Here is a 25898-nt window from a genome sequence, read left to right as displayed (position 1 = left end):
TCAAAAGTACAAAAATATATCTCTCAGCTATTTTTTTAAACAACTAATTATTTTTGAGCAGCTCCATTCCTACTGCACATTTTAAGCAGGCTTTTAGGTTGCAATATTCATTTTTGAGCTGCAACAAAGTCTGGCTTTCAAAAGCATTTTTAGAAAACACCCCATAGGATTCGAATTTTTCAATAATAGAGTTTTTCTCTGGCGCAACCTCATTCATGAAGGCAATTAAATCTTCCAAATCAGAATCGCCAATTCTTTCGAAATAAGCAAATTGAAGAGGAATTATAGTATTTAAAATCATTAAATCTATAAACGCTTTCGACAATATTTTTGCCTTTTTCGAACTCTCTTTATCAAACTGATAATGATTTTTCCAATATACACTAGGCGCTATAGTGAGTAAATCATAAACGTCTTTAACAGATTTTACATTTATAATTTTTGAAAATAAATTTTGATGTTTGTTATATAAACCTGCCAATTGAGCGAGTCTTATAGTGGGAAAATTATCTGGACGATGCTTAAAGAACTGAAGTGGCTCTACAATTACTTTTTTTAATTGATATTTATGAGAGAGGTAATAATATCTAATTTTTAAATCTTTAAAATAAACATCTTCTTTATTGTTATTTAACAAACCTGAGTTTCCAAAAAGTAAAGCTTCCAGATTTTCAATTTCAAAACTTTCTTTCCGAATAATTGAAAAAGGAATGGAATTAGCAATCTGCAGGAAACTATTTCCGTTTGTATTTAATCCAAAATTTTTAGCCAGCAAGCAAAACAAAACCGCTTCCCAATCAGAATTTTTCTCTTCTAATAAGTTATAAATAAATTTTGATTTACGCTCTAATCGTTCAAAAAACAATCGTTCCTGCCAGTTTTTAAAAACAAACTCGTCAATTTGAGCGATTTGTTTTTCGCAAAATATCCAGGATTTAGGAGATGATAACGAATTATAATTATCTATAATTTCTGACTGAACGTATTCTTTTAAAACCAAAACAGGAATTTCAGTATTATTTTGTCTAAATACTGCCGTATCGTGCTCCCAGACTACGTGCAAAATAACATTCTCGTATGCGGGATCTTTTTCGTGATGGTGAAGATACCAATCAGAAGATTTTAAATGAATTTCTATATTTCCGGCCCATTTTTGATTTTCAATTATAATTTGAGCATTAAAAAAATCTGGACCAGCGCTTTCTAAAAATTCTCCTGTTTTAATTATTGTGATCGACTCATTTTGAGTTGTACGCAAATTTAATATGTCAAATTTTTTAAACTTCCAGAGATAATGAAGAAAATCTTCTTTCATTTTTTTGTTTTTATAATTTTTAAAAAGATAAAATTACAAAAAAATAATACTAATCTTACAAATTAAAGATTACCATTTTAGTAAATATAACTCTCGAATTATCAACATCTCCAGATTAATTATTCTAAATCTATATAACATAAAGATATAGTTTGCGGCATAATATTTCTAAAAAAAAATCCATAAATCTGATTGTGAATCAGATTTATGGATTTTTAGCTATCGATTTAAAATTTTATTTTATCGATCCAATGATATCATATTTAGTAATAATATGATGATTTCCATTTTCTAAATCTACCAATACAGCGTCATTTTCTTTTGTAAATAATTTAGAAACTTCTTCGATTGGCGTTCCTAATTTTACTATCGGAAATGGTTTTCCCATCACTTCTTTAATTGGTTTTTCGGCAACGTTTTTATCAGCTACATAACTTCTAAATAAATCCGTTTCGTCTACAGAACCTACAAATCCGTTGATATCAACAACCGGAATCTGCGAGATTTTATATTTACGCATACGCTCGATAGCATGCGAAACCAATTCCTCTGTACGAACTACAATTAATTGCTTGTCTATATGATCTTTAATTACATCTTCTGCTTTAGTAATATTTTCTTCTAAGAAACCTCGTTCGCGCATCCAATCATCATTAAACATTTTACCGACATAACGGCTTCCTGAATCATGAAAAAGAACCACAACAACATCATCTGGTTTAAAATGTTCTTTTAGCTGCAATAATCCTTTTATACATGCACCAGCAGAATTACCTACAAAAATAGCTTCTTCAAGAGCAATTTTTCTAGTATAAACTGCCGCATCTTTATCGGTTACTTTTGTAAAACCATCAATCAAAGAAAAATCAACATTTTTAGGTAAAATATCTTCTCCAATTCCTTCTGTGATATAAGAGTAAATTTCATTTTCATCAAATATTCCAGTTTCATGGTATTTTTTAAAAACAGAACCGTAAGTGTCAATTCCCCAAATTTTGATATTTGGATTTTTTTCTTTTAAATATCTTCCAACACCAGAAATAGTTCCTCCAGTTCCTACTCCAACTACAAAATGAGTAATTTTACCATCCGTTTGTTTCCATATCTCAGGTCCTGTTTGTTCGTAATGTGCCAAAGAATTTGACATATTATCGTACTGATTTACATACCAGGAGTTTGGAGTTTCTTCTGCTAAACGTTTCGAAACAGAATAATAAGACCTAGGATCTGTTGGTTCGACATCTGTTGGACACACTACTACTTTGGCACCCACGGCACGCAAAATATCCATTTTCTCTTTAGATTGTTTATCTGAGATAACACAAATCAATTTGTATCCTTTGATAATGGCCACAAGTGCAAGTCCCATTCCTGTATTTCCAGAAGTTCCTTCAATAATAGTTCCACCAGGTTTTAATCTTCCGTCAGCTTCTGCATCTTCAATCATCTTTACGGCCATTCTATCTTTTACAGAATTTCCCGGATTAAATGTCTCGACTTTTGCTAGTACTAATGCATCAATTTCAGCAACAACTTTGTTGAGTTTTACTAACGGTGTATTACCTATTGTTTCTAAAATATTTTTTGAAAAGTCCATTTTTATTTAAATTTAATATTTGGTTTTTAAGTGAATCAACTCTAATTATTGGAAGAAATTCCAAACTAAACCAAATCGAATAACAAAGTCTCGATATGGATTATCAGGCGCTGAATAATAATTACCTCGTGAGAAAGCAGCATTTAAATGTTCTGCTTTTAGATAAAATCGTGTTTGTCTAATTCGGGCATTAACAAATAAATCAAAATTTGCATAACTCCCTATCTTATCTGTCTTTTGAACAAAAAACTCTCCTATAACTGGGTTATAATTGTCTGCATAATATTTTGTGAAATAATTAAATGTAATTCCGCTCTGCATATAAAGTGCCTTCTTAAAAAAGTAGCCAGAATAGTAAAATGTATTTCTCGTTACAAAATCAGGTACATTTAATATTAAATCAGATTGATCGACTTTTTGATAAAGAAAGGTATTATCAAGCGCAAATCTTCCAAATTTGAATTCTTTATTAGCTTTTATCTCTAAATAATTAATCACATTATCATACTGATATGGTTTAATGATCTGAATAAGGCTGTCCTTTTGATTTGGAGTAGAATCATCTCTGAAATACAAATGGTCCTTTAATACAGTATATTGCGCTTGTAGGTTTGCCCAAGGAGTAGAAACTTCAGCACTAAGCGAATTTATTTTTTCGTTTTTAAAATTATTTGACCAATTGTAAGCTACCCAGCTGCTTTGATATAAATTGTAATTATTATTCGGCAGTTTATTAATATTTCTATATCTAAAATCAAACTTTATCTTATCATTATAATCGTAACGCAGTTTTGCATCTAAATCAGAAAGGGACTGATTTGAAATCGATCTAGAATATAAAAATCGGCCGTTCCATTTATTTTTCTGGTACTCGTACTGCCCGCCTACATTATTAAACTGCTGGTATAAGTGAGACGGAATTATCGGTCCATTTGTTGGGACTATAACACGGTTATATAAATAGTTCGATCTATAATCATCAATAAAAAAATTAAACTTTCCTAAAAGAGAATTCTCATATGCTAATCCTGCTTTATTATATAATTTTTCAAATTTTGTATGATCATTAATATTGCTCGCCACGTAAGATTCTCCAAAACGCTGTATCCTTCTATTAGTCACTATAGAAATCACAGTTGGCTGTTTGTATTCGAAAGTTTTATTATCGTAATTAAATTGATGTGTTACATACAAATTATTATCTCCTCCCTTTGGATTTATTCTAAAAGCGTGGTCAAAAAACAAGCGCCTCCCTTTTAAAAAAGATTCTGCATCTGTCAAATAAACTTGTAATCTCTGACGATTTTTATAGTCTTTATTGTCACTTTCAAAATATTGAGGATCTGTAATACCACCATTTTCTTCATTCATTACATCCTGATAAGCATAATGAGCATTTAAAATATATCTTTTGTTGGTTGTAGCATAACTCGTTGTAAACCTAAAATTCCCTGCACTTACCAATTGATTAATATAATCTCCCTCAGAACGTAATCCTCTGTAAGCAATAGAAAAATTAAGGTTCTTTGAAATATTTAAGGTTATGAAAGAATCAACATTTTGTCCTTTATTTATTGTGGTATTGAAAAATAATTCTGTCAATGGTGTTGCCACTGAGTAATATTTAATTTGATCTGCTTCGATATAATTAAAATGCTTTGCTTTAAAACCAATTTCCGGATAAGGAGAAAAACTTGTCAAACTATATTGCAATGTATTATAAGGCTGTCCGATATTAGAGAATGGCAAAAGTCCAAATTCATCTCTTCTAATATGATTTTGTTTGTATGCGCTTTTTAGTGTCAGCGACGTATCTGCATAAGTGGTATCATGCTCTAAGGTAATAATCTGATATTGATCTATTGTAGCAACTTTAGCTTTTTTCTTTTTTACCGTATCTGTGATACTAGAATATTTTGTATTCATATCCAGATTATTTTTAGATGTCTTTTTTTCCTGCGAAAACAATAAAGATGGTATAACTAAAAGATATAGAAAAATGAAAATTCTCATTTGATGGCTTTATATGTATTTATTTGACAAAATTTGCTAAGCAAAGGTAAATGATAAAAACGTATAAACGAAAAAAAACAAATCGTTAGTATTTAGAAGTTTTAAAGAAAAGTATTATTTAGCAAAAAGCCCCCAATCTAAAAAGATTGAGGGCTTTTAAATTATTTAGAATAGAAACTATTCCCAACCATCGTTTTGAGCAACATTTGGATTCGTATTTCTTTCTACTTGAGGTATAGGCCATAACATTCTACGATCCGTCTTAGGAATCGCTGCAATAGATAATGGTCCATCATAAGGAGTACCTAAAGTATATGCAGCTGCCGGAGGAACTCCATTTGCAACTTTAGCAGGAACACCAACAATAGGGACTAAATCATCATCTTGTAATCTTTGTATATCAGACCATCTGCGTCCTTCAGCAAGAAATTCAATTCTTCTTTCTGCAATAATAGCAGCCATCATAGAAGCATTTGTAGTAAATGATGTAGCAGTATAAGATTGCGTAGCCGGAGTAGCTAAAGATCTATTTCTAACTGAATTCAATAACGTTAAAGCTGCAGGTAAATTAGACAAACGAGCTTGTGCTTCTGCCATATTCAATAATACTTCTGCATATCTGATAACTGGTGCAGCATCTGTATTATTTGTTACATCTGTATATTTATTTGAATATTTAGCACCAGAAGCTGGTGTATTAATCATTACACCTTCTTGTCTTCTTTTATCATCCGCTAACCAAAATGGATTTCTCCAGATAATTGGACTAATTGCGATCAAGACTCTTTGCTTATACATACTTGGCAAAGCACCATTTGTTGTTGGATTAGCTGTAGAAGAATGCTGAATTGAGAAAATAGATTCTGTGTTACTCAAATTAGTAGGATATAGAAAAGCACCATTAGATGCAGACGTTAAAGCATATGCATTTGGTAAAGTCATTGTAGTCAATTTAGTTCCTTCTGCAATAACATTAGCCCAGTCTCTCTTGTGAAGATATACTCTAGTTTTAAAAGCAATTGCTGCAGATTTTGTAGCCTTAGCAACCACTCTTGTACTATTGTTAAAACCATTTGAAGTAATTAAAGCTTCTGCATCTGTTAAATCTGCTAAGATTTTAGTATAACATTCTGCAACTGTGTTTCTTGGTTTTGCTGTTTCTGATGCGATTTCAGCAGTAGTATTAACTCCTACCTCTCTGTATGGTAAACCAGGATGAGTAGCACCAGCAGTATAGTTGTAAGGTCTAGCAAAGAAATTTAACAATTCAAAATGAGTAATTGCTCTTAAAAATTTAGCTTGCCCTATATAATCATCAGCTACCGCTTGAGTAATAATACCTTTAGCAACAGCACCGTTAACACCTTCAATCATAAGATTACATCTATTGATTAGTCTAAAACCATCAACCCAGTAATACATATTATTTAAAGTATTGGCATCATAACTTCCTTCGTAAGTAACCTGAAAAAATGCTTGTGTGTTTACAACATCTTCTCCTCTACAGTCTCCTTGCTCAACGAAAGCTGCACCCCAGATATAACCTCTACCACCATTCGGATTTGTTGTGTTATACTGACCAAGAGCTGCTGCATTATATACACCATTCATTGATGATGCAATGAAGGAAGGAGTCGAAAATGCTACACTTTCAGATATTTGATTAATTGGCTCTAAGTCTAATATTTTTTCTTCTGTACATGAATTCATCCCGAATACAACTACAGAAAGCAAAATTGTTTTTATTATATTTTTCATATGTTTTTATTATAAACTTACATTAATTCCCATTGATACTACTTTAGAACGAGGAGTTCCGTTAATATCTACACCAGCTGTTTCCATCTCAGGATTAATACCTTTATAATCAGAAATTAACCAAATATTTTGAGCTTGTACAAAAAGTCTGAATGAATCAACTCCAATTTTATCTAATAATAATCTTGGAAGAGAATAACCTAAGCTGATATTATCCAGAGAAATAAAGTCTCCTTTTTCTACGAAACGAGAAGTTGCACTACCATTTAAGTTTGTTGTGTTGTTTGTACTAGCATATAATCTTGGTGTCCATCCGTCTCCAGGATTATCAACACTCTGCCATCTTCCTAAAATTTCAGTTCCGTTATTACTAAAAGTTTGAGTCATTAATTCTCTTCTTGTAGAATTAAAAACTTTATTACCTCCACTGAATCTAAACATAAAACCGAAATCAATATTTTTATACTTCATGTTTGATGAGAATGACCCGTAATAAGTAGGAAGAGTATTACCTAAAATTTTCTTGTCAGAATTTGTTAATGTCGCAGTTTTGCTTACGTCTGCAGGATTTGCAGCATTATACTCAGCATAAGTAGAACCTGGTAATAGACCTTGTACTAAAGAACCATTTGCCTTATAATAAACAGGATTACCATTTGCTTTATTTACTCCATAATATTCAAATCCGTAAAGAGAGTTAATTGACTCACCTTTTCTAATAATGATATTCGGAGCAATATTTGTATCAGTTGTATAAGATCCACCGATTATATCACCACTTGGCAATTCAGTAACTTCATTTTTAGCAAGTGTTAAGTTAGCCGCAACATCCCAAGAAAAGTTCTGAGTATTAATTGCTTTAAAAGTCGCTGCAAATTCGTACCCTTCGTTGAACATTTTACCAACGTTGCTGTTGATCACACTACCTGGAATACCCAATGAAGGCGCTACTGGTGCAGCTAAAACTAAACCATCGATATCATTTTTGAAATAATCAAAACCTAAAGTCAAACGATTGTTTAGGAAACCAAAATCTACACCATAATCAATTTTTGTACTTGTTTCCCATTGCAATACACTATTTCCAAATTGAGAATATCCAAGACCATTTGATATACCATATGGTGAACTAATCGTTAATCCTTTAGAAGGATAAGCATTACCATTTAATACATCTACGTTACCTACTTCAGAATAAGATGCTCTTATTTTAAAATCAGAAATTGTATTGCTGATTCCCTGCATGAAATTTTCCTTAGAAACTGTCCAACCAGCAGAAACTCCAGGGAAATTGTGGTATCTAACATCTGATTCGAACTGTGAAATTCCATCACGTCTAATAGATCCTTGAAGGAAATATTTTTCTTTATAATTATAACTTACACGTCCTAAATAAGAAATAATACCTTTTTCAGTAACTCCTCCTCCAGAATCTTTAGTTGAGTATGAATTAGTTACTAAGTTTTTGTTATAAAAATCACTTAATAAATCTGATCCATTACCCCAAGATAGTTTTGTTTGCGATTTTTGATATTCGGCAACCGCAGTTACTCCTAAATTATGGCTTTCAGCAAAAGTATGTTTGTAGTTTAAAATATTTTGCCAGTTCCATCTCTGCATGTCTTGAACATCATTGTATAAGTATCCGTTTCTACCTGCTGCATCACCATGAACTGGGTTCCAATATTGAAAACCTGTGGTTATAGCATTATCAGAACTTACTTGTAATTTATAGCTCAAATCTGAAGTTATTTTTGCATTTGCAAAAACACTTGCCAATGTTCTTTGAGTTTTTGATTTATAAATATTATGATCTAGAATATAAACAATGTTTGAAATACCTTCACTTTGAACAGCAAGGTTATCCCACTTACCAACAACATTAGTCGTTAATGGCAGCGTTAAATTGTATCCTGTCGGATTACTTGCATCATAAATAGGTGTATTTGGCAATTGTCTGATAGTATTGAAAATATTTCCAGAAAGACCATTACTATTAATATTCAACCCATAATATTCTGTTCTACTAACTGTTAAATTAGTACCAATAGACAACCATTTGTTAATCTCTTGATCAATATTAGCTCTGATAGAAAATCTATTCATACTGTTAGCTATATTGATACCTTCTTGATCTGTGTAACCTAAAGACAAATAATATTTAGTTTTATCAGAACCTCCGCTAAAGTTAAGATTGTGCGTCATTTGTGGCGCATTTCTCAATACTGCACTTTGCCAATCTGTATTATATGTAGTTCCGGCAGCCCATGGGGTTAATTGTGGCTGTCCTGCAGCTACAGGTACATTTGCTCTTTTTTCATTAGAAATTGTAATGAAGTCCGGAGTTTGTAATAAATCATATTTTTTGTATGCACTAGCTACACCAAAAACACTTGAGTAAGTAACTTTAAGAGTTCCTTTTTTACCACTTTTAGTTGTAATCAAGATTACACCGTTAGCTGCTCTAGAACCATAGATAGCTGTTGAAGCACCATCTTTTAAAACATCAAAAGATTCGATATCATCAGGATTAATGTCAGCTAAACCATTTGTAGCAGAAACACCACCAACATCACCAGAATAAATAGGCACACCATCTACAACGATTAAAGGCTCAGTCAAACCAGAAATAGATGCAATACCTCTAATTCTAATTTTTGGAGCTCCACCAATAATACCACTATTAGTTAAAACCTGAACACCCGCAGCTCTACCAGCTAAAACACCTTCGAAAGATGGAGTTACTAAATTAGAAATGTCTTTCCCAGCAATTTTAGAAATAGAACCTGTAACCTCTTTTCTTTTCTGAACACCATAACCAACTACAACAACCTCGTTCATTAATTGTGCTTCAGACTCTAAAGAGACATTTACACTGTTTGAAGTTCCAACAGTAACTTGTTTGTTACTCATACCTACATATGAGAAAACTAAAACATCACCTGTTTTTGCTTTTATTGAGTAACTACCATCAAAGTCAGTATAAGTACTTACTTTACTTCCCTTAACAACAACATTTACTCCTGGAATAACGCCTGTCTGATCAGACACTTTTCCAGATACAGTTCGCTCTTGAGCAAAAGAAAACTGCATAGATAACGCTAATAGTAGCGTACAAATCCATTGTAATTTTAATTTCATTTTAATTTATTTTGAATTAGTATGTCGCAAACATCTTAATTATTTCTTAAAATACCAAACTATTTTATCTTAATTTTTTTAAAAAACATTAACAATACCTCAACAAACACTACAAATTGATCAAAATTGAAAATTTTTAACAATGTTTTTCCTTGTATAATATCATATATTCAATTTAACAAAAAACCAAACATTAACTCTTTTTTAACAAATCAGTCCCTCTTTTAATCAAAACCATAAAAAAGATCATATTCTATTATCAACATCATTTAATTAAACAACTTTTTTGATCTTTTGATAATTCCTACTAACAAAAGGGGAAAAGCAAAAATAATTTTCAATATTTTTGTAATCTTAATTTAAAAAAACGAATGCTTTCAAAAAATTTCTCCGGATTTGCACTAGAAACGGGCACTGACGAGGCCGGAAGAGGCTGTTTAGCCGGACCAGTAACTGCTGCTGCGGTCATTTTACCAGCAGATTTTGTTAGTGAAATATTAAATGACAGTAAACAGTTATCAGAAAAAGTCAGAGAAAACTTAAAACCCATTATAGAACAGCATGCTATTTGCTATTCTGTTACCCATCTTCATGCAGATGAAATTGATGAAATTAACATTCTTAATGCTTCTATGAAAGGCATGCAGGAATGCATCCTAAAATTAAATCAAATTCCTGAATATATTATTGTAGACGGCAATCGTTCTCTTAATGCAAAGTTGGGTTTAAAGAATACTTTTGGAAAGCAGTTTTCTTCAGATGAAATTGATTTATTAAAATCAATTCCTAATCAATGTATAATAAAAGGTGATTCTAAGTTTTTAAGCATTGCCGCCGCCTCTGTTTTAGCTAAAACGTATCGTGATGAATATATGAATAAAATTCACGAGGAATTTCCGATGTACAACTGGAAACAAAACAAAGGGTATCCAACAAGAGAACACCGCGAAGCCATTAAACAATTTGGAACAACAAAATATCATCGAATGAGTTTTAGGCTGCTGCCAGAACAATTAGAGCTAAATTTTATAGAATAACAAAAAGACTTATCCTTTGATAAGTCTTTTGATTTATTGTTATAGCGAATTCTCTCTGAAAAAATTTAAAATCTGACTCTCCCATTCTACTATATTATCTGTAGAAGCCCGATCTGCTTTATCAAAATAAAAATGTTTTTGAATTTCTAACCCGCAATAGTTAAAAATTCCTTTATCAGATGTCAATGTTAAAGCTTTGTCCATTCCAATTTCTTCGTATTCCTGATTGGACTTCCCATGAGAATTAACAATTATGGTCTTTTTTCCTGTTAGTAAACCTTTCTGAATACCTTGATCGTAACGATATGCAAATCCATAACTAAATACGCGATCGATATAACCTTTCATAATTGCCGGCATTCCCGTCCACCAAATTGGGTAAATAAAGATAATTCGGTCCGCCCATTCTATAAAATCTTGCTCCTCCTTTATATCTGCTGCAACTTTTCCCATTCTTTGCCCCTCTATATCTCCTAAAGAAAGAACAGGATTAAAACCTATTTGATACAAATCTCGCAACTCAACCTCGTGACCAGATTCCTCAAGACTTTTGATAATCACCTGCTTAAAAAAATGGTTTAAACTACTTGAATTTGGATGCGTATAAATAATTAAATTTTTCATGTTTTCTATTTTTAAGATTGAACATGACAAATGTATAGCGCAGATTTTGCCGACAATTGTAAGAAAACGAAATGATAAATAGAATTAAAGTTTTGAACTGCAGATGTCCGATTGGAATTTTAAGAATTTGGTCGGTGAAATATTCATATAATATTTAAAATCATGAATCAGCTGACTTTGATCATAATAACCAAATTGATCAACAAGTGTTAACCAATCTGTTTTAGACTCGTTAATTATATTTTTCTGGATCTGATCTACAGTTTTTAAAAATCTTTCATAGCGATTGGCTTCTTTAATGGTATAACCAAACATCTTCTTTTGATTAAGCTGAATATTTCTTTCGGTTTGATTAGTTTGCGAAGCAATTGCTTTTATCGGATTTATATTCTCCCTCTGAAATTCGGTTAAAAGTGTAGATATTTCGTTTTGTTCCTTTAAATAAGGTTTGCAGAAATCTAAAATATAATTAACACGTTCGGCAGTATTATTAAACTTTTGAAGTTCTTCCCACAAAAGAGTAAAACAATTTTCATTAATCAAATCATCTGGATGAATAGGCAATGAATCAAAAAGAGCATTACCAAAGAATCTGTAAAAAGCATCTTCTTTAAAATTCGCAACTAAGATCTCCGAATCAGGTTCTAATGTATAATCAATTGCTTGTTTTATCGGACCCAAAACAAGACATTTTTCTGCTTCCAAAACATTATTTTGATGTGATTTTAAGAACGCTTTTGCACCAAAATTAAAAACAAGTATAGTTTGAAAACTAGGAAGTAAAGTTTTAGTAATGGGAAAATCTGTTTTATTTTCAGCAAAATAAAAATGAGAAAAAACAGATTCAAATTCTGATGGAACAGCAATTCTATAATTGTTATTTTCTTCAGAATTTTTCATCTTTTTTTTTTTTGTTATTGAATAAATTCTGCCTCAAAAAGAGCCGTTAGATGTTTTTTAATTTTATTCTTAACTTCTTCTTCATCTACTTTTTCTACTACTAATTCTACGTTTAAAGAAGTAACGCCTTTACCGCGAATACCACACGGAATTATATTATCAAAATATCCTAGATCTACGTTAACATTCAAAGCAAATCCATGCATCGTTACCCAGCGTGAGGCACGTACACCAAGTGCACAAATTTTTCTTGCAAATGGAGTTCCAGTATCTAACCAGACGCCCGTTTCACCTTCACTCCTGCCGCATTTTAAGCCATATTCCTCTAAAGTCAGAATAATTGACTCTTCCAGAAAACGCAAATATTTATGAATATCTGTAAAGAAGTTTTCTAAATCAAGAATTGGATAACCTACAATCTGTCCAGGACCGTGATACGTAATATCACCGCCTCGGTTAATTTTATAAAAAGTTGCTCCTTTGGCTTCGAGCTGTTTTTCGTTTAATAACAGATTTTCCAAATCGCCGCTTTTCCCTAATGTATAAACATGAGGATGTTCTACAAACAGTAAATAATTTGGTGTCTCTAAATCGAGTTCTTCTCTTCTATTTTTTATTTTTAAGTCGACTATAGCCCCAAAAAGTTCTTCTTGATATTCCCAAGTAGATTTATAATCTTTTTGACCTAAATCCTGAAGTTGAATTTTTTTATTCATTTTTATTATTTTTCAAACTCTACGTCAAAGTTAAGTTTGTCCGGATTCTCCATATAATCCGTAAATGGGTATTGAATCGTAACTGTTTTTCTATCCTCACTAAAGAGAGCATTCGGATTAGAAACTTTTTTGATTTTTTTAGGAAAATGATATTTCAAAATATAACTTGATGAAGCAAAAACCATTTTAGACATATCCTGATTAGGATCGGCTGCTTTTTCTTCTGCTTTCTGTTTCTCAATTATTGCTTTACGCGTAAATTTCTTTCCATCATAATTATAACTCAGTTTGCTGTTATTGTTTCCAAAATTACTGCCAAAAGGACTTGTACTGCTTCCTCCCTTATCTAACTTCTGCAAAGTACTCATGGTTTGCAGTATGTCTTGTAACTCATTTACATTTTTAAAATCGGTAGAAAATGTCATCAAAAATTCTTTCTTTTCGTTGCTCATTTTAGTATGAACCACAAAGTTTTCTATCTTCTTTAATTCTTTCTGAGTTTCTGGAGAAAGCTTTGCAATACTGTCTTTTTTAGCATCAAATAATTGCTTGAAAGTAAATGTAGAATCAATATCTTTTTTAGCGTCAGCTCCCATTTGACTGCCAATTTGGTCGCCAGCCATTGCCATTAGAGAAGAACCGTCCATGTCTACAGAAAATTTTCCGGCGCCATTATCGTTAATATAAATATTTTCTGTAAAAGTGCAGCTTGTTAATGTAGCTATTAGAAAAGAAAAACTTAGTAATTTGTATAATTTCATCGTGCTGTTAATTTTTATCAAAGATACGAAGACTATTTTAAAAATAAGTTTAATTAGAAATCTCAGATTATTATTCAAATTCTACTTTAAAACCAAAATCCACATTACTTTCCTGCATATTTTCAAGAGGGATTTCAACAGTAAAACTTTTTCCATCTGCAGCTATTACAGCATTTTTGATCGAAACGGTTTTAATCTTTTTAGGAAAATGATATTCGGCAATATATTTACACTCCTTAAACATATCGTCCATTTTTTTTGAGAATGGATCATCATCTTTTTCTTTCTTCTTTTCCTTTTTCTTTTTAACTTTTTTATTGTCTTTAGCAGGCGTTATAGACTTAATAAAAACTTTACCATCATAAAAAACAGAAGCACTAGCCTTTTCGTCTGGTTTTGGAACTGCACTAAAAGCCCCTAATCGTTTTTTGTCAGTAGCCGCCAGAGCTTCTAAGCTTTCGGCTGGTGTTGCAAGATTTTGAAAACCCGTAATACTAGGAAAATCAAATGCCATATTATATTCGAACTGTTGCTTTTCTTCATTAATTTTTAAGCTGACTTTAAAATTCTCCAAAATTTTAAGTTTCTCTTTTTCCTTTTCCAGCATCTCAATTTTTTCTTTATCTGCTTCTGGCAATTTAGAGATACTGTCTTTTATTTTATCAAATACATCTTTGAACGTAAAAGAAGTATCTACCACTTTATTGATTTTTGTAGAATCACTTTTTTTCATTCCCAGTTTAAACATTGGTGACATATCAAATCCGTACGAGAAAGTTCCCGATCCATCTTCATTCATAATCATCTTCTCCTTAAGAGTACAGCTTGAAATACATAATAAAACGAAGAAACAAAGTAGAATTCTTTTCATGTTTTTTGATTTAGGTTAATATGCAGCGAAGATACTTTCTTTTAAAAATTATTTGGAGTTTTTACTCTAAAACCACTTCTAGATTTGTATCTGCCGGATTTTGTGAAAAAGCTGAAAGCTGGAATTCTATAGTCAGTGATTTTTTATCTGAACTGAGAATTGCTTTTTCATTTGAAACAGATTTTATTTTCCTTGGAAAATGATATTTTAGAACATAACTCTGCAGTAGTTTTAATGCACCATATTTGTTTTCAAATCTTTTGCATTCTTCTTTTGTCTTTTCTAATTCGGCTGTAGTGGTGATTAAAACCGAACGTTTAAAAATTTTCCCATCAAAATCATATCCTATTTTGTAATAATGATTTTCTGCTGTTAAGGCGTAATTATGCTCAATGTCTGACGCATAGTTTTCTGTTTTGTATAAATCTGGAATTTCTGAAACCTGATCAAATTGAAGTGACAATACGTTTCTGAATTCTTTTTCGAAAGAACTCTTTTTTAAATGCACTTTTACATTGGCATATTTTTGAAACAACTGTTTTTCTTCTGGCTGATATTTTAAAAAATTTTCGTTGTATTTCTCAATGTATTCTTTAAAAACATAAGTAGTATCCTGAAATATATTTTCTTTAGAATATTGCTCAAAAGCAATTTGCATATAACTATTTTCATCTCGAAGCTGTACCACTTCGAGATCGCCGCTTCCATCTCGATTAATGGTAAGGGTTTCGGTAATTTGACAGCCTGCAAAGAGAATAAAAAGTAAAAAAGCAGATAGATATTTCATTTTTCTGTGAATAGTTCTTAGATTTTGAATGGCTAAGATATAATTATTTTCTTACATAAAAAGAAGATTAAAATGCTTAGAATTTCTGCTTCAAAAAACCTTAACACTTTGAGTGGAAACTTGAAACAAAAATTTTATCTTTGCACTCTTAAAAAAAAGCACAAAATGGCATTATCAGAACAAGAAATCATTAGAAGAGAAAAACTTCAAAACCTACGCAACTTAGGAATCAATCCTTATCCGGCTAATCTTTTTCCTGTAAATCATACTTCTAAGCAAATTAAGGAGTCGTTTGAAGAAGGTAAGAAGGTAATCGTTGCGGGACGTTTGATGAGTGTTCGTGATCAGGGTAAAGCTTGTTTTGCAGAATTGCAGGATAGCGAAGGACGTATTCAATTGTACGTGAATCGCGATGTTTTGTGTGAAGGTGATGATAAAGCTTTGTACAATACGGTTTTTAAAAAATTAACTGATTTAGGTGACTTTGTTGGTATTGAAGGAGAATTATTTACCACTCAGGTTGGTGCAAAATGTATTCGTGTTAGCGGTTTTACTTTCTTAAGTAAAACGCTTCGTCCGCTTCCTTTACCAAGAGTAGACACAGACGGAAACGTTCACGACGCTTTTACAGATGCTGAATTGCGTTACAGAATGCGTTATGTAGATTTAACGGTTAATCCGCATGTTAAAGAAAACTTCATTAAACGTACAAAATTGTTTACGGCTATGCGTAACTATTTTAACGATGCAGGTTATCTTGAAGTTGAAACTCCAGTTTTACAATCAATTGCAGGTGGAGCTGCGGCAAGACCTTTTATCACACACCATAATTCGCTTGATATTCCGCTTTATATGCGTATTGCAAACGAATTGTATTTGAAAAGATTAATTGTTGGTGGTTTTGAAGGTGTTTATGAATTCTCGAAAAACTTTAGAAATGAAGGTATGGACAGAACGCATAATCCTGAATTTACCGCTATGGAAATATATGTAGCTTACAAAGACTACAACTGGATGATGGAATTTGCAGAAGGCCTTCTTGAGCATTGCGCAATTGCAGTAAACGGAACTAGCGAAGTTACTTTTGGTGAACACCAAATTAACTTTAAAGCGCCTTATGCACGTGTTACAATGACTGATTCTATCAAACATTTTACTGGTTTTGATATCTCAGGTAAAACGGAAGAGGAATTATTTGAAGCTGCAAGAGGAATGGGAATCGACGTTGACAACACAATGGGGAAAGGAAAATTGATTGATGAGATTTTTGGAACAAAATGCGAAGGAAATTATATTCAGCCAACTTTTATTACTGATTATCCTAAAGAAATGTCGCCTTTATGTAAAGAGCACCGCGATAATCCAGAACTTACTGAGCGCTTTGAATTAATGGTTTGTGGTAAAGAAATTGCAAATGCATATTCTGAATTAAATGATCCAATTGATCAGCGTGAGCGTTTTGAAGATCAAATGCGTTTGGCTGCAAAAGGTGATGATGAAGCAAATGGTATTATCGACGAAGATTTCTTAAGAGCTTTAGAATACGGTATGCCTCCAACTTCTGGAATGGGAATTGGAATGGATCGTTTGATTATGTACTTAACTAATAACGCTTCTATTCAAGAAGTTTTATTGTTCCCGCAAATGCGTCCGGAGAAAAAACTAGCTCAAATTGAACTTTCTGATGAAGAGAAGTTTATCGTAGATTTATTGAAAGGAAATGAAAATAAAATGGATCTTCAGCAATTAAAAATTACTGCTAACTTAAGCGGTAAAAAATGGGATGCTTCTATGAAAAACTTATCTAAACATGGTTTGACTAAAGTTGTGGTTGATGGTGAGTTTAAATTTGTGGAATTGGCAGAGTAAAAATATTATGATATTCATTTAATCTGTTGGATAGTAACATTGATAACAGGTTATGACATTAATTTGTACGTGAAATTGGGTTTAGGCACTTTATATGATTATATAACTTGCTACTTTTTTAATAACTCAAAGCTTATGGAAAAAATAAAAAACGGCGTGTTTAAAACTTTGACCGCGTGAGCACAATTTTTATTACAAAATGTCGAATGGATGGCTTCAAAGTTAGGGTTCGAATCCCTTCTCACGCGCACAAAAAAAGAGCTTCGATTTGAAGCTCTTTTTTTATTCTTTTTGACTTTCTAAATAAAAAACTAATTCATCTACATTAGTAAACGGATTTAAATTAAAAATTTCTACCCCACTATTATTTTTAATAACAGTCAGCCTAGTCTTTTCGGCATTTGATTTTGCAATAGCCGTTTTGTCTTTTAAAATTGAATAATGCTTAAAATTGTTTTTTTCATAATTCTCCATTCCCACACATTTTTTCAATTCTCTTTCTAAATCAGCTTCAGAAGAAAAGGCCTTAGTTGAATTTTTATAATGCATTAAATACCAACTCTCAAAACAGATACTTGAAAAAATTACAGTTATACTTTTAGTTTCAGCCAATTTAAAAGCCTCATCTCTTTTTGCCTGATTATCATGATCAAATACTACGAAAATTTCTTCAACCCCATCACGTTTAGCCTTTTTTATTGCTTCTTCTACAACACCTTTACAATCAACTTTATTACTTTGAAAAACATCTACCCCAATAGTTTTAGGCAAACTTAGATCTTCTTTCATGGCTGTAAAATAATTTTTCTCCGTAAGTCCCTCACATAGAATTAATATTTTTGATTTAAAAATTCTTGATTTAAAATTATTAGTAGGTCTTTTAGCCATAATTAAGAATTTATAAAATCAATTAATTCATCTCTAAAAGTTTCCTTCGCGATGTTTGGTAATCCGCCTAATCTCCCTTCTAAATACCATTTTTCAAAGTTACCTTCTCTTATTCCCTTTATGTCTGAAACTGAATATAATTCAGTTTCTCCTTTTTCATTTTTTTCTACTAAATTAATTTGGTCTCTTCTTAAATTATTTTCAAGACTTAAAAGAGTGACATCATGCGTAGCAAATATAAATTGAGCTCCAAATTTATTTACTTCTAAATCATTAAAAAAACCTAAAATATACTGTGCAATATCTGGATGCAAACTTCTTTCAAACTCATCAACTACAATAACAGAACCCGTTCTTAACGCCAATAATACCAACGGAATAAAAGAAACTAATCTTTGTGTTCCAGATGATTCCTCTTCAAAATCAAATTCAATTTTTTGCATTTTATTATCAAGATGGAATGTTTTTATAACATCATCTCTCTCTTCAAAATCGACTACCTGAGTATCAAGCTTTTTTATCAAAGATTTTATCAAACTAGTCCCTTTTTCATTAAATTTAAACACCAAATTACTAAAAAGCTTATTAAATGAGTGTGAATGAAATAATTCAGTAGTATAAATATTTATGCTTAAGATCTTTTGGTAAAACCTCTTAATAATCTCAACATTTTCAGAAGCAGCTTTACCTAAAAACAATTGATTTTCGTTAGTTCTTTGTTTAATAACTTCGAAAATTCCTTCATAACCATTTCCTTTATTAAATTGTTGCTTTTTTCGTTCAAAGATTTTAACACTTATCCCCTTTGGAAAAAAATAAAGAGATTCTTTTATAATTTCATCACGAACAACTTCAATAGAATAAGTATATAAAATATTATCAATAACCATATCAATTGAAAAAAGTGATGGTATTTTAATATTAGCATTATTCAATTTAAAAGGATTAAATAACAAAATTGGGTCATTGGGTTTATTATCTGTAGAACTTTTAATATAATCTACAAATTCTCTCAAAGCTTTAATAATATTACTTTTCCCACTTGCATTAGGCCCATAAATAGCTGCAGAAGTCAATGCATAATAATCTTTATTTTTAGTAGCATTGTGATTTATCTTCATGAAAATGTTAGCCGGGTTTTTTAAATCACTAGGAATCATTGACAATTCAGCAGTTTCATTAATTGATCGAAAATTTGATACTCTAAAGTTTAAAAACATCATTTAAGGTGTTAATTTGTAAATATTATGCAAATATACACTTTAATCAACTTCAAAGTATTAATAAGTGTTTAATTTTACAAATATTTAAAACGAATACTTCTTCAAGTTCTCTTTATCAATATACAAAACAGAAGCAGCTTCTTTTGTAACCTCTCCTTTCCATTTTTCCTGAACAGAAGGATTTGAAGGATATTTACCGTTTTTCATTTTTATGAGATGAAATACTCCTCCACTTTTCATTAGAAGATTATAAAATTTTTCAGTAGTCGAAGTCGTTACAAAAATTGGAAATTCAGTAACCGTAAAAGCATTTATTAAAGTTCCATCATTGTTTAAAATATAACCTGAGCAACCGCCGCTTCCGCAGAAATAAGGGTTTGAGAAACCAACGAAATATTCGTCTTTTTTATCATTATTTAAATCAAAAGCTTCATAATAAAAGAATCGGTCTTCTTTAGTTAGAGCATTCGAATCTTTCTTTAATAAAACGTTCAATTGGTTCCTAATCAATTCTACTGCTTTAGTATCTTTTGCAGGCGCATCGCTTACATCTGCAGTTCCTGCAACTGTTTTTGACAAAGTATCTTCGGCAATTGTTTTGATTATACTCTTGTCTTCTGTTTTATCTTTATTTTGACAGGAATATAGAGTTACAATGAATATTGCTAGTAAAAATTTAGTTTTCATAATTTGATTTTTAAAAACTTAAAGTACGAAAAATATTCTACAATCTAAAACCAACAGTCCAGAATTCTCAAGATAGATCTATACAATTTGTGAGTTTAGTTGAATTTATACGAGCAATCCTGCTTTATGTTCAATATCATTATCAGTCAATAATAACTTTATATTATTAAAAGTAACCAAGGCAATCTGCGTCAAAGCTTCGTTGGTAAAAAATGCCTGATGCGCCGTAACCAAAACATTCGGAAAACTCATTAAACGCTGAATGGCATCATCCTGAATAATGTCTGCAGAAAGATCTCTGAAAAACAGTTTTTCTTCTTGTTCGTAAACATCAATTCCCAAATAACCTATTTTACCTTCTTTTAGACCTTCAATAACACAAGCTGTCTCAATTAGCCCGCCACGGCTGGTATTGATAATCATAACGCTGTCTTTCATTAAGGCAATAGAATCTTTGTTAATAATATGCTTGGTCTGATCATTTAACGGACAGTGAAGCGAAATAATATCACTCGATTTAAAAATGGTTTCTAAACTTACAAATTCAACCCCGTCTTTTATCATTTCATCATTGGTTACAATATCATAAGCCAAAACTTTACATCCAAAACCCAAAGCTATTTTTGCAAAAGCTTTCCCGATATTTCCAGTTCCAATAATTCCGATTGTTTTTCCGAATAAATCAAAACCTAATAATCCGTTTAGGGAGAAATTTTGTTCTCGAACTCTGTTGTAAGCTTTGTGTGTTTTTCGGTTTAAGGTTAAAATCATTGCCATTGCATGTTCTGCAACTGCTTGTGGTGAATATGCAGGAACACGGCAGACTTTTAAATTGTATTTTTTTGCCGCCTCCAAATCGACATTATTAAAGCCGGCACAGCGAAGTGCAATAATCCTTACCTTTTTTGCCGCCAATTGCTTAATGACAGCTTCGTTTACAATATCATTTACAAAAACGCATACAATTGCACAGTCTTGAATCAAAGTTGCTGTTTGCGGATTGAGCTGGGTTTCAAAAAAATCTAATTCAAAACCAAAATCAGAGTTGTATTTATTAAAAAAGCTTTTATCATAAGGCTGTGTAGAAAAAAAAGCAATCTTATTTCCTGTTTGAGATGCTATTACACTCATAATATTGTCAGTTATTTATTCGTTATTATAAATTTAGATATAAATTATAGATTTCACAGTAAAGAACTGTATATCTTTTGATAATGGTTTCCAACATGTTAAATAAATTATAATTATTACTCCCCTATTAAACCTAATAAATTTCTTATAGTCTAATTGATATAAAACTTAATAAAATAAATCATGAAAAAACTATTTATCGCAGCTTTGTTATTTGTTGGAATAGCAGGTTTTGCACAAGACACAGACCAAAAACCGTCACGTGATCACAAGGAAAAAATGACTCCTGAACAACGTAATGAGAAACAATTGCAAAAATTAACTTCTGAATTGACTTTGGATGCCAATCAGCAAGCTCAGGTAAAACAACTATTGGCTGACAGAAGTGCTAAAGCAGAAAAAATTAGAGAAGATCGCAAAGCAGCACGAAAAGAGAGCAATACAAAACTGACAACTGAAGAAAAAGCAGCTTTCAAAAAACAAATGGAAGATGAAGTTGCAGCAAATGATGCCAAAATGAAATCAATCCTAAAAGCAGACCAATATACCAAATGGAAAAAGCTGCAAGAAGAAAAAAGGGATAAGATGAAAGATAAAATGAAAGAGCACAGAGAGAATCAATAATAAAAAAAGAGGCCGTAAAGCCTCTTTTTTATTGTAAATACTATTTTGGATTCAATATTAAATCTATTCTCTTAATACAATCTTCATAGTGATATTTGGTCTCTGTATTTGTACCCATTGCCTTTGCAGCTGATAATGTTTTTCTTAAAACATTTAATTCGCCTCGAACTAAAGCCCTAAGATCAGATTGCGCTACATTGTAATAAATTGCAGATCGGTCGTTTGCTTTAATTTCTTCAGTCATTAAAACTCCCATTCTATCAATATAGGCACGCTGTAAATTTCTTCTGTAAATAGTAACGTTCGCTGGTGTTGCTGCTTCTTTCCAGATTCCTTTTCGGAGATCTTTAAAAAAATCTAAAGCTTTATAAGTATCTGCACCCAGAATTTCATTATCCATTAATCTGCCTATACGCCCAACGCTTAAAAGATTATTCAACTGTCTTACTTGTATATTTCTAAATTTTTCAGAATAACCTGCAAATTCAGTATTTTTTAAAGTATTTACATTTACAATCCAGGTTGGAGAAGCAAAAGCATTTGTCTGAAGCCAGTTCATTGCTTCAATTTGTTTTATTTTTGGAACCACTTCATAAACACTTCCTGCCTGATTTGGTTTTTTACTATTTTCATAAACGCCTCCGACATTGGTTACAACATGACCTACATATCGCCCCCAAACATCTAATAACTCTTTATATAATTCATCTAAATCTTCGTAATTGTTGGTAACATTACTAGTCCATTCATTCAAATGAGCTGCCACATATTCCAGATTTTTAAGTCCATATGAACTTGCTTTCATAGAATTATTTCCAATATCTTCTGTTTGCGAAGAAGGATCAAAAGCACTGCTTTGTTTTCCGAATTTATAAATTGGATTTCCTGCTTTCTCTAAGATCCATTTATCCAATACCGCCACCTCATCTTCTGGCGTTTTGGCGTTAGGAATTACTCTGTAACCCCAATTAACAGCATATTGGTCATACGCTCCCATTTTACGAATAAATCGAATATTCTTATCTCCCGGCTGTGCAATATAATTGTATCTCGCATAATCCATAATACTTGCAGAGATTCCGTTTTGCTGTGTAAAATCGCCGTTTCTGTAACTTTCTGTATCGTAAGAACTGCTTGCTCCCATATTATGCGGAAAACCTAAAGCATGACCTACTTCGTGTGCGATCACCATTCGCATCATTTCACCCATTTCCTCATCGCTAGTTTCTAAAGTTCTTGCTTTTGGATTTGATGCACCCGTTTCCAGCAAATATCTGTTTCTATACGAACGCAAATGATTGTGATACCAAATAACATCACTTTCTATAATTTCTCCCGTTCTAGGATCTGAAACGCTTGGTCCAACAGCATTTCGTGTTGTACTTGCCACATAACGAATAACCGAATAGCGAATATCTTCTGGACTAAAATCCGGATCTTCTTCTTTTGTAGGCGCATCTTTGGCAATTATAGCATTTTTAAAACCTGCAGCTTCAAACGGTTTTTGCCATTCTTCAATTCCTTGTTTAATATATTTTCGCAATTTAACCGGAGTCGCAGGATCCAGATAATAAACAATTGGTTTTATCGGTTCAACCAATTCTCCTCTTGCGTAGGCTTCCGGATCTTTTGGCTCTAATCTCCAGCGTCGAATATAGGTTTTAAGATCAGATTTTAATTTATTACTTCCATAATCATATTGGCTTACGCTGAACCATCCCACTCTTGGATCGGCCAATCTGGGTTTCATCGGAACTTCTGGAAGCAAAATCATCGATTGATTCATCTGGATGCTGATCGATTCTGTATCTTCCAGCATTGAAGGTTTTGAAGCATTATAAGTCATATCCTGAATCACTTCGATATTCATCGGAAAACTTTTCATTCCATTAATAAAACTTCTGGATTCGTCCAGTCCTTTTACTTTATAAGTTTCTCTCATTTCTGCAGAAATACCGCTGATCGCTTTTACATCTGTGCTGTAAAATTTAGTAACATCTATAACTGTATTAGCAGAATCTTTACTAAAAGCAACAATATCAAAAGCAAATACTGTCGGCTCATAATTATTTGATTTTACCGAAATACTTATTGGCAGACTGTCATTTGCTACAGCATTATACGATTTAGATTTAATGAGAATCTTATCTTGAAAACGCTGCCACACAATTAATTGTTCGTTAGTTTCTGAACCAGCATTTACATATCCTCCGCCTAAATTTGAAGGAAGTTTAGATAATCTGCTCACCAAAAGCATATCTTTATTTAGATATTTATTCGGAATCTCGAAGTAATATTTTTTATCTACTTTATGTACTTTAAAAAGACCGTCATCAGTGATCGCATCTTTAGTAATCACTTTATTATAATCCTTAATTGCAGATTCTGGTTTCTTTTCTGGAGCTGGAGCAATTGTTTCTCCTTTTTTAGATTTCTCCTTTTTAGATTGTGCAAATTGGCTCACTGGAAATAGTAAAAACGCCATTGTTGCAGCAAAAATGTAAAATTTCTTCATTTATGTTAAGGTTAATAGTGATATAGTAAACAAAAATAGATTTTGATTGCTATTCTAATTGAGGCAGAATTTGGTTTAACTTTTTATTAACAATTGAGCATAAAAAAAGGTCCAGATTAACTGGACCTTTATAATTATTTCTAAAATTAGAATGTCTTTGAAACCTTATCAATTGCATTAATTGTAAAATCTAAATCTTCGTAAGTCAATGCGTCTGTTATAAACCATGTTTCGTAGGCAGATGGAGCGATATAAATTCCTTCTTGCAGCAATCCGTGGAAGAATTTCTTGAACGTTTCGTTATCACCTTTTGCAGCGGTTTGAAAATCAACAACCGGATTTGCATCAAAATGAACCGAAATCATAGAACCAACTCTATTGATGGTAAAAACAATATTATTTGCTTTTAAAACTCTGTCAATTCCTGCTTCTAAATAAGCTGTTTTTTCCTCTAAGCGAGTAAAAATTTCACGATCATTATCTAACGATTGTAACATTGCCAATCCTGCCGCCATTGCCAACGGATTTCCTGATAAAGTTCCTGCCTGATAAACCGGACCAAGAGGCGCTAAATAATTCATAATTTCTTCACGCGCAGCAAAAGCACCAACAGGCAGTCCGCCACCAATTACTTTTCCGAATGTTACGATATCAGCATTGATATTGTACAATTCCTGAACGCCGCCACGAGCCAGACGGAAACCAGTCATTACTTCATCAAAAATTAATAAAATTCCGTTTGCAGTACACAATTCTCTTAATCCTTCTAAGAAACCTTTTTGAGGTGGAATACATCCCATATTTCCTGCAACCGCTTCGATAATAATAGCGGCAATTTCGCCTTTATTAGCTTCTACCAAAGTCTTTACATTTTCTAAATCATTGTATTTTGCTAACAAAGTATCTTTTGCCGTTCCTTCTGTAACACCAGGGCTGTTTGGAGATCCAAAAGTTACAGCACCGCTTCCTGCCTGAATCAAAAATGAATCAGAATGTCCGTGGTAACAACCTGCAAATTTTACAATTTTATCTCTTTTTGTAAAACCGCGAGCCAGACGAATTGCACTCATACAAGCTTCTGTTCCTGAATTTACAAAACGTATTTTATCAATATTCGGAACCATAGAAACAGCCAAAGCAGCAATTTCTGTTTCCAGTTCTGTCGGCATTCCAAATGAAGTCCCTAATTTTGCTTTTTCTATTACAGCATCAACAACAGGCTGATAAGCATGACCTAAAACCATTGGTCCCCAAGAGTTGATATAATCGATTAATTTGTTTCCGTCTTCATCATATAAATAAGCGCCTTTTGCACTTTTTACAAAAATTGGAGTGCCGCCAACTGCTTTAAAGGCTCTTACTGGCGAATTTACTCCTCCCGGAATTACTTTTTCTGCTGCGGCAAAAAGTTCGCTGCTTCTTTTGTATATCATTTTTATTT

The 25898-nt window shown here is 32.1% G+C and carries 20 protein-coding genes; 3 read left to right on the top strand and 17 right to left on the bottom strand.

The annotated features are described in order from the left end of the window. Positions 1 to 43: 43 nt before the first annotated feature. From B0A68_RS21530 to B0A68_RS21510, 5 genes are all read right to left on the bottom strand, one after another. Complete coding sequence (locus B0A68_RS21530) at positions 44 to 1315, bottom strand: DUF2851 family protein (RefSeq protein ID WP_035684979.1); 1272 nt, start codon at positions 1313 to 1315, stop codon at positions 44 to 46. Positions 1316 to 1550: 235 nt separating this feature from the next. After that, positions 1551 to 2912: a pyridoxal-phosphate dependent enzyme gene (locus B0A68_RS21525; RefSeq protein WP_035684981.1), complete on the bottom strand. Its 1362-nt coding sequence runs from the start codon at positions 2910 to 2912 to the stop codon at positions 1551 to 1553. Between the two features lie 45 nt (positions 2913 to 2957). Continuing rightward, positions 2958 to 4925, bottom strand: coding sequence for a putative porin (locus B0A68_RS21520; protein ID WP_035684983.1), 1968 nt, complete (start codon positions 4923 to 4925; stop codon positions 2958 to 2960). Positions 4926 to 5102: 177 nt separating this feature from the next. Beyond that, positions 5103 to 6683 carry a RagB/SusD family nutrient uptake outer membrane protein gene (locus B0A68_RS21515; RefSeq protein WP_035684985.1) on the bottom strand — a complete coding sequence of 527 codons (1581 nt, stop codon included), beginning with the start codon at positions 6681 to 6683 and terminating at the stop codon, positions 5103 to 5105. A 9-nt stretch (positions 6684 to 6692) separates the two neighbouring features. Then, the gene (locus B0A68_RS21510; protein ID WP_035684988.1) at positions 6693 to 9824 is read right to left on the bottom strand and encodes a SusC/RagA family TonB-linked outer membrane protein; all 3132 of its coding nucleotides are present in this window, start codon (positions 9822 to 9824) and stop codon (positions 6693 to 6695) included. Between the two features lie 371 nt (positions 9825 to 10195). Here B0A68_RS21510 and B0A68_RS21505 point away from each other — a divergent pair, with 371 nt between their 5' ends. Then, a complete protein-coding gene (locus B0A68_RS21505; protein WP_035684990.1) occupies positions 10196 to 10861 on the top strand; it encodes a ribonuclease HII in 666 nt (221 codons plus the stop codon). A gap of 39 nt (positions 10862 to 10900) precedes the next feature. On the opposite strand, the gene B0A68_RS21500 is transcribed toward B0A68_RS21505, so the two are convergent. The 6 genes from B0A68_RS21500 to B0A68_RS21475 all read right to left on the bottom strand — a co-directional run bounded on the left by B0A68_RS21500 (position 10901) and on the right by B0A68_RS21475 (position 15520). Next, positions 10901 to 11485: an NAD(P)H-dependent oxidoreductase gene (locus tag B0A68_RS21500; protein ID WP_035684992.1), complete on the bottom strand. Its 585-nt coding sequence runs from the start codon at positions 11483 to 11485 to the stop codon at positions 10901 to 10903. Positions 11486 to 11569: 84 nt separating this feature from the next. After that, positions 11570 to 12385, bottom strand: coding sequence for a helix-turn-helix domain-containing protein (locus B0A68_RS21495; protein ID WP_035684994.1), 816 nt, complete (start codon positions 12383 to 12385; stop codon positions 11570 to 11572). A gap of 14 nt (positions 12386 to 12399) precedes the next feature. After that, positions 12400 to 13101 carry a lipoyl(octanoyl) transferase LipB gene (gene lipB / locus B0A68_RS21490; RefSeq protein WP_035684996.1) on the bottom strand — a complete coding sequence of 234 codons (702 nt, stop codon included), beginning with the start codon at positions 13099 to 13101 and terminating at the stop codon, positions 12400 to 12402. 5 nt (positions 13102 to 13106) lie between these two features. After that, positions 13107 to 13862, bottom strand: coding sequence for a hypothetical protein (locus B0A68_RS21485; protein WP_035684997.1), 756 nt, complete (start codon positions 13860 to 13862; stop codon positions 13107 to 13109). A 70-nt stretch (positions 13863 to 13932) separates the two neighbouring features. Beyond that, entirely contained in the window at positions 13933 to 14733 is an 801-nt protein-coding gene (locus B0A68_RS21480) for a hypothetical protein (RefSeq protein ID WP_123947538.1), read from the bottom strand. Between the two features lie 61 nt (positions 14734 to 14794). After that, positions 14795 to 15520 carry a hypothetical protein gene (locus B0A68_RS21475; protein ID WP_035685001.1) on the bottom strand — a complete coding sequence of 242 codons (726 nt, stop codon included), beginning with the start codon at positions 15518 to 15520 and terminating at the stop codon, positions 14795 to 14797. Between the two features lie 165 nt (positions 15521 to 15685). Between B0A68_RS21475 and lysS the strand changes: the two genes are divergently transcribed. After that, positions 15686 to 17389 (top strand): lysine--tRNA ligase, encoded by a 1704-nt coding sequence (gene lysS, locus B0A68_RS21470; RefSeq protein ID WP_035688191.1) that lies wholly within the window; start codon positions 15686 to 15688, stop codon positions 17387 to 17389. Between the two features lie 282 nt (positions 17390 to 17671). Here the strand turns inward: lysS and B0A68_RS21465 are convergent, their stop codons facing one another. From B0A68_RS21465 to B0A68_RS21450, 4 genes are all read right to left on the bottom strand, one after another. Then, a complete protein-coding gene (locus tag B0A68_RS21465; RefSeq protein ID WP_035685003.1) occupies positions 17672 to 18277 on the bottom strand; it encodes an RloB family protein in 606 nt (201 codons plus the stop codon). Between the two features lie 2 nt (positions 18278 to 18279). Further along, positions 18280 to 19500 carry an AAA family ATPase gene (locus tag B0A68_RS21460; protein WP_240475251.1) on the bottom strand — a complete coding sequence of 407 codons (1221 nt, stop codon included), beginning with the start codon at positions 19498 to 19500 and terminating at the stop codon, positions 18280 to 18282. A gap of 84 nt (positions 19501 to 19584) precedes the next feature. Next, positions 19585 to 20187, bottom strand: coding sequence for a hypothetical protein (locus B0A68_RS21455; RefSeq protein ID WP_035685008.1), 603 nt, complete (start codon positions 20185 to 20187; stop codon positions 19585 to 19587). Between the two features lie 105 nt (positions 20188 to 20292). Further along, entirely contained in the window at positions 20293 to 21318 is a 1026-nt protein-coding gene (locus tag B0A68_RS21450) for a 2-hydroxyacid dehydrogenase (RefSeq protein WP_035685010.1), read from the bottom strand. Between the two features lie 183 nt (positions 21319 to 21501). On the opposite strand from B0A68_RS21450, the gene B0A68_RS21445 reads away from it, so the two are divergent. Further along, entirely contained in the window at positions 21502 to 21942 is a 441-nt protein-coding gene (locus tag B0A68_RS21445; RefSeq protein WP_035685013.1) for a hypothetical protein, read from the top strand. Positions 21943 to 21982: 40 nt separating this feature from the next. Here B0A68_RS21445 and B0A68_RS21440 read toward each other — a convergent pair whose 3' ends face one another. After that, positions 21983 to 24457 (bottom strand): zinc-dependent metalloprotease, encoded by a 2475-nt coding sequence (locus B0A68_RS21440; RefSeq protein ID WP_035685016.1) that lies wholly within the window; start codon positions 24455 to 24457, stop codon positions 21983 to 21985. Between the two features lie 146 nt (positions 24458 to 24603). After that, positions 24604 to 25890: a glutamate-1-semialdehyde 2,1-aminomutase gene (hemL, locus tag B0A68_RS21435; protein ID WP_035685018.1), complete on the bottom strand. Its 1287-nt coding sequence runs from the start codon at positions 25888 to 25890 to the stop codon at positions 24604 to 24606. Positions 25891 to 25898: the final 8 nt, after the last annotated feature.

The organism is Flavobacterium reichenbachii, from assembly GCF_002217435.1.
Lineage (GTDB): Bacteria > Bacteroidota > Bacteroidia > Flavobacteriales > Flavobacteriaceae > Flavobacterium > Flavobacterium reichenbachii.
The sequence above is the reverse complement of the archived record's forward strand: the minus strand, read 5'-3'. Positions and strand labels throughout refer to the sequence as shown.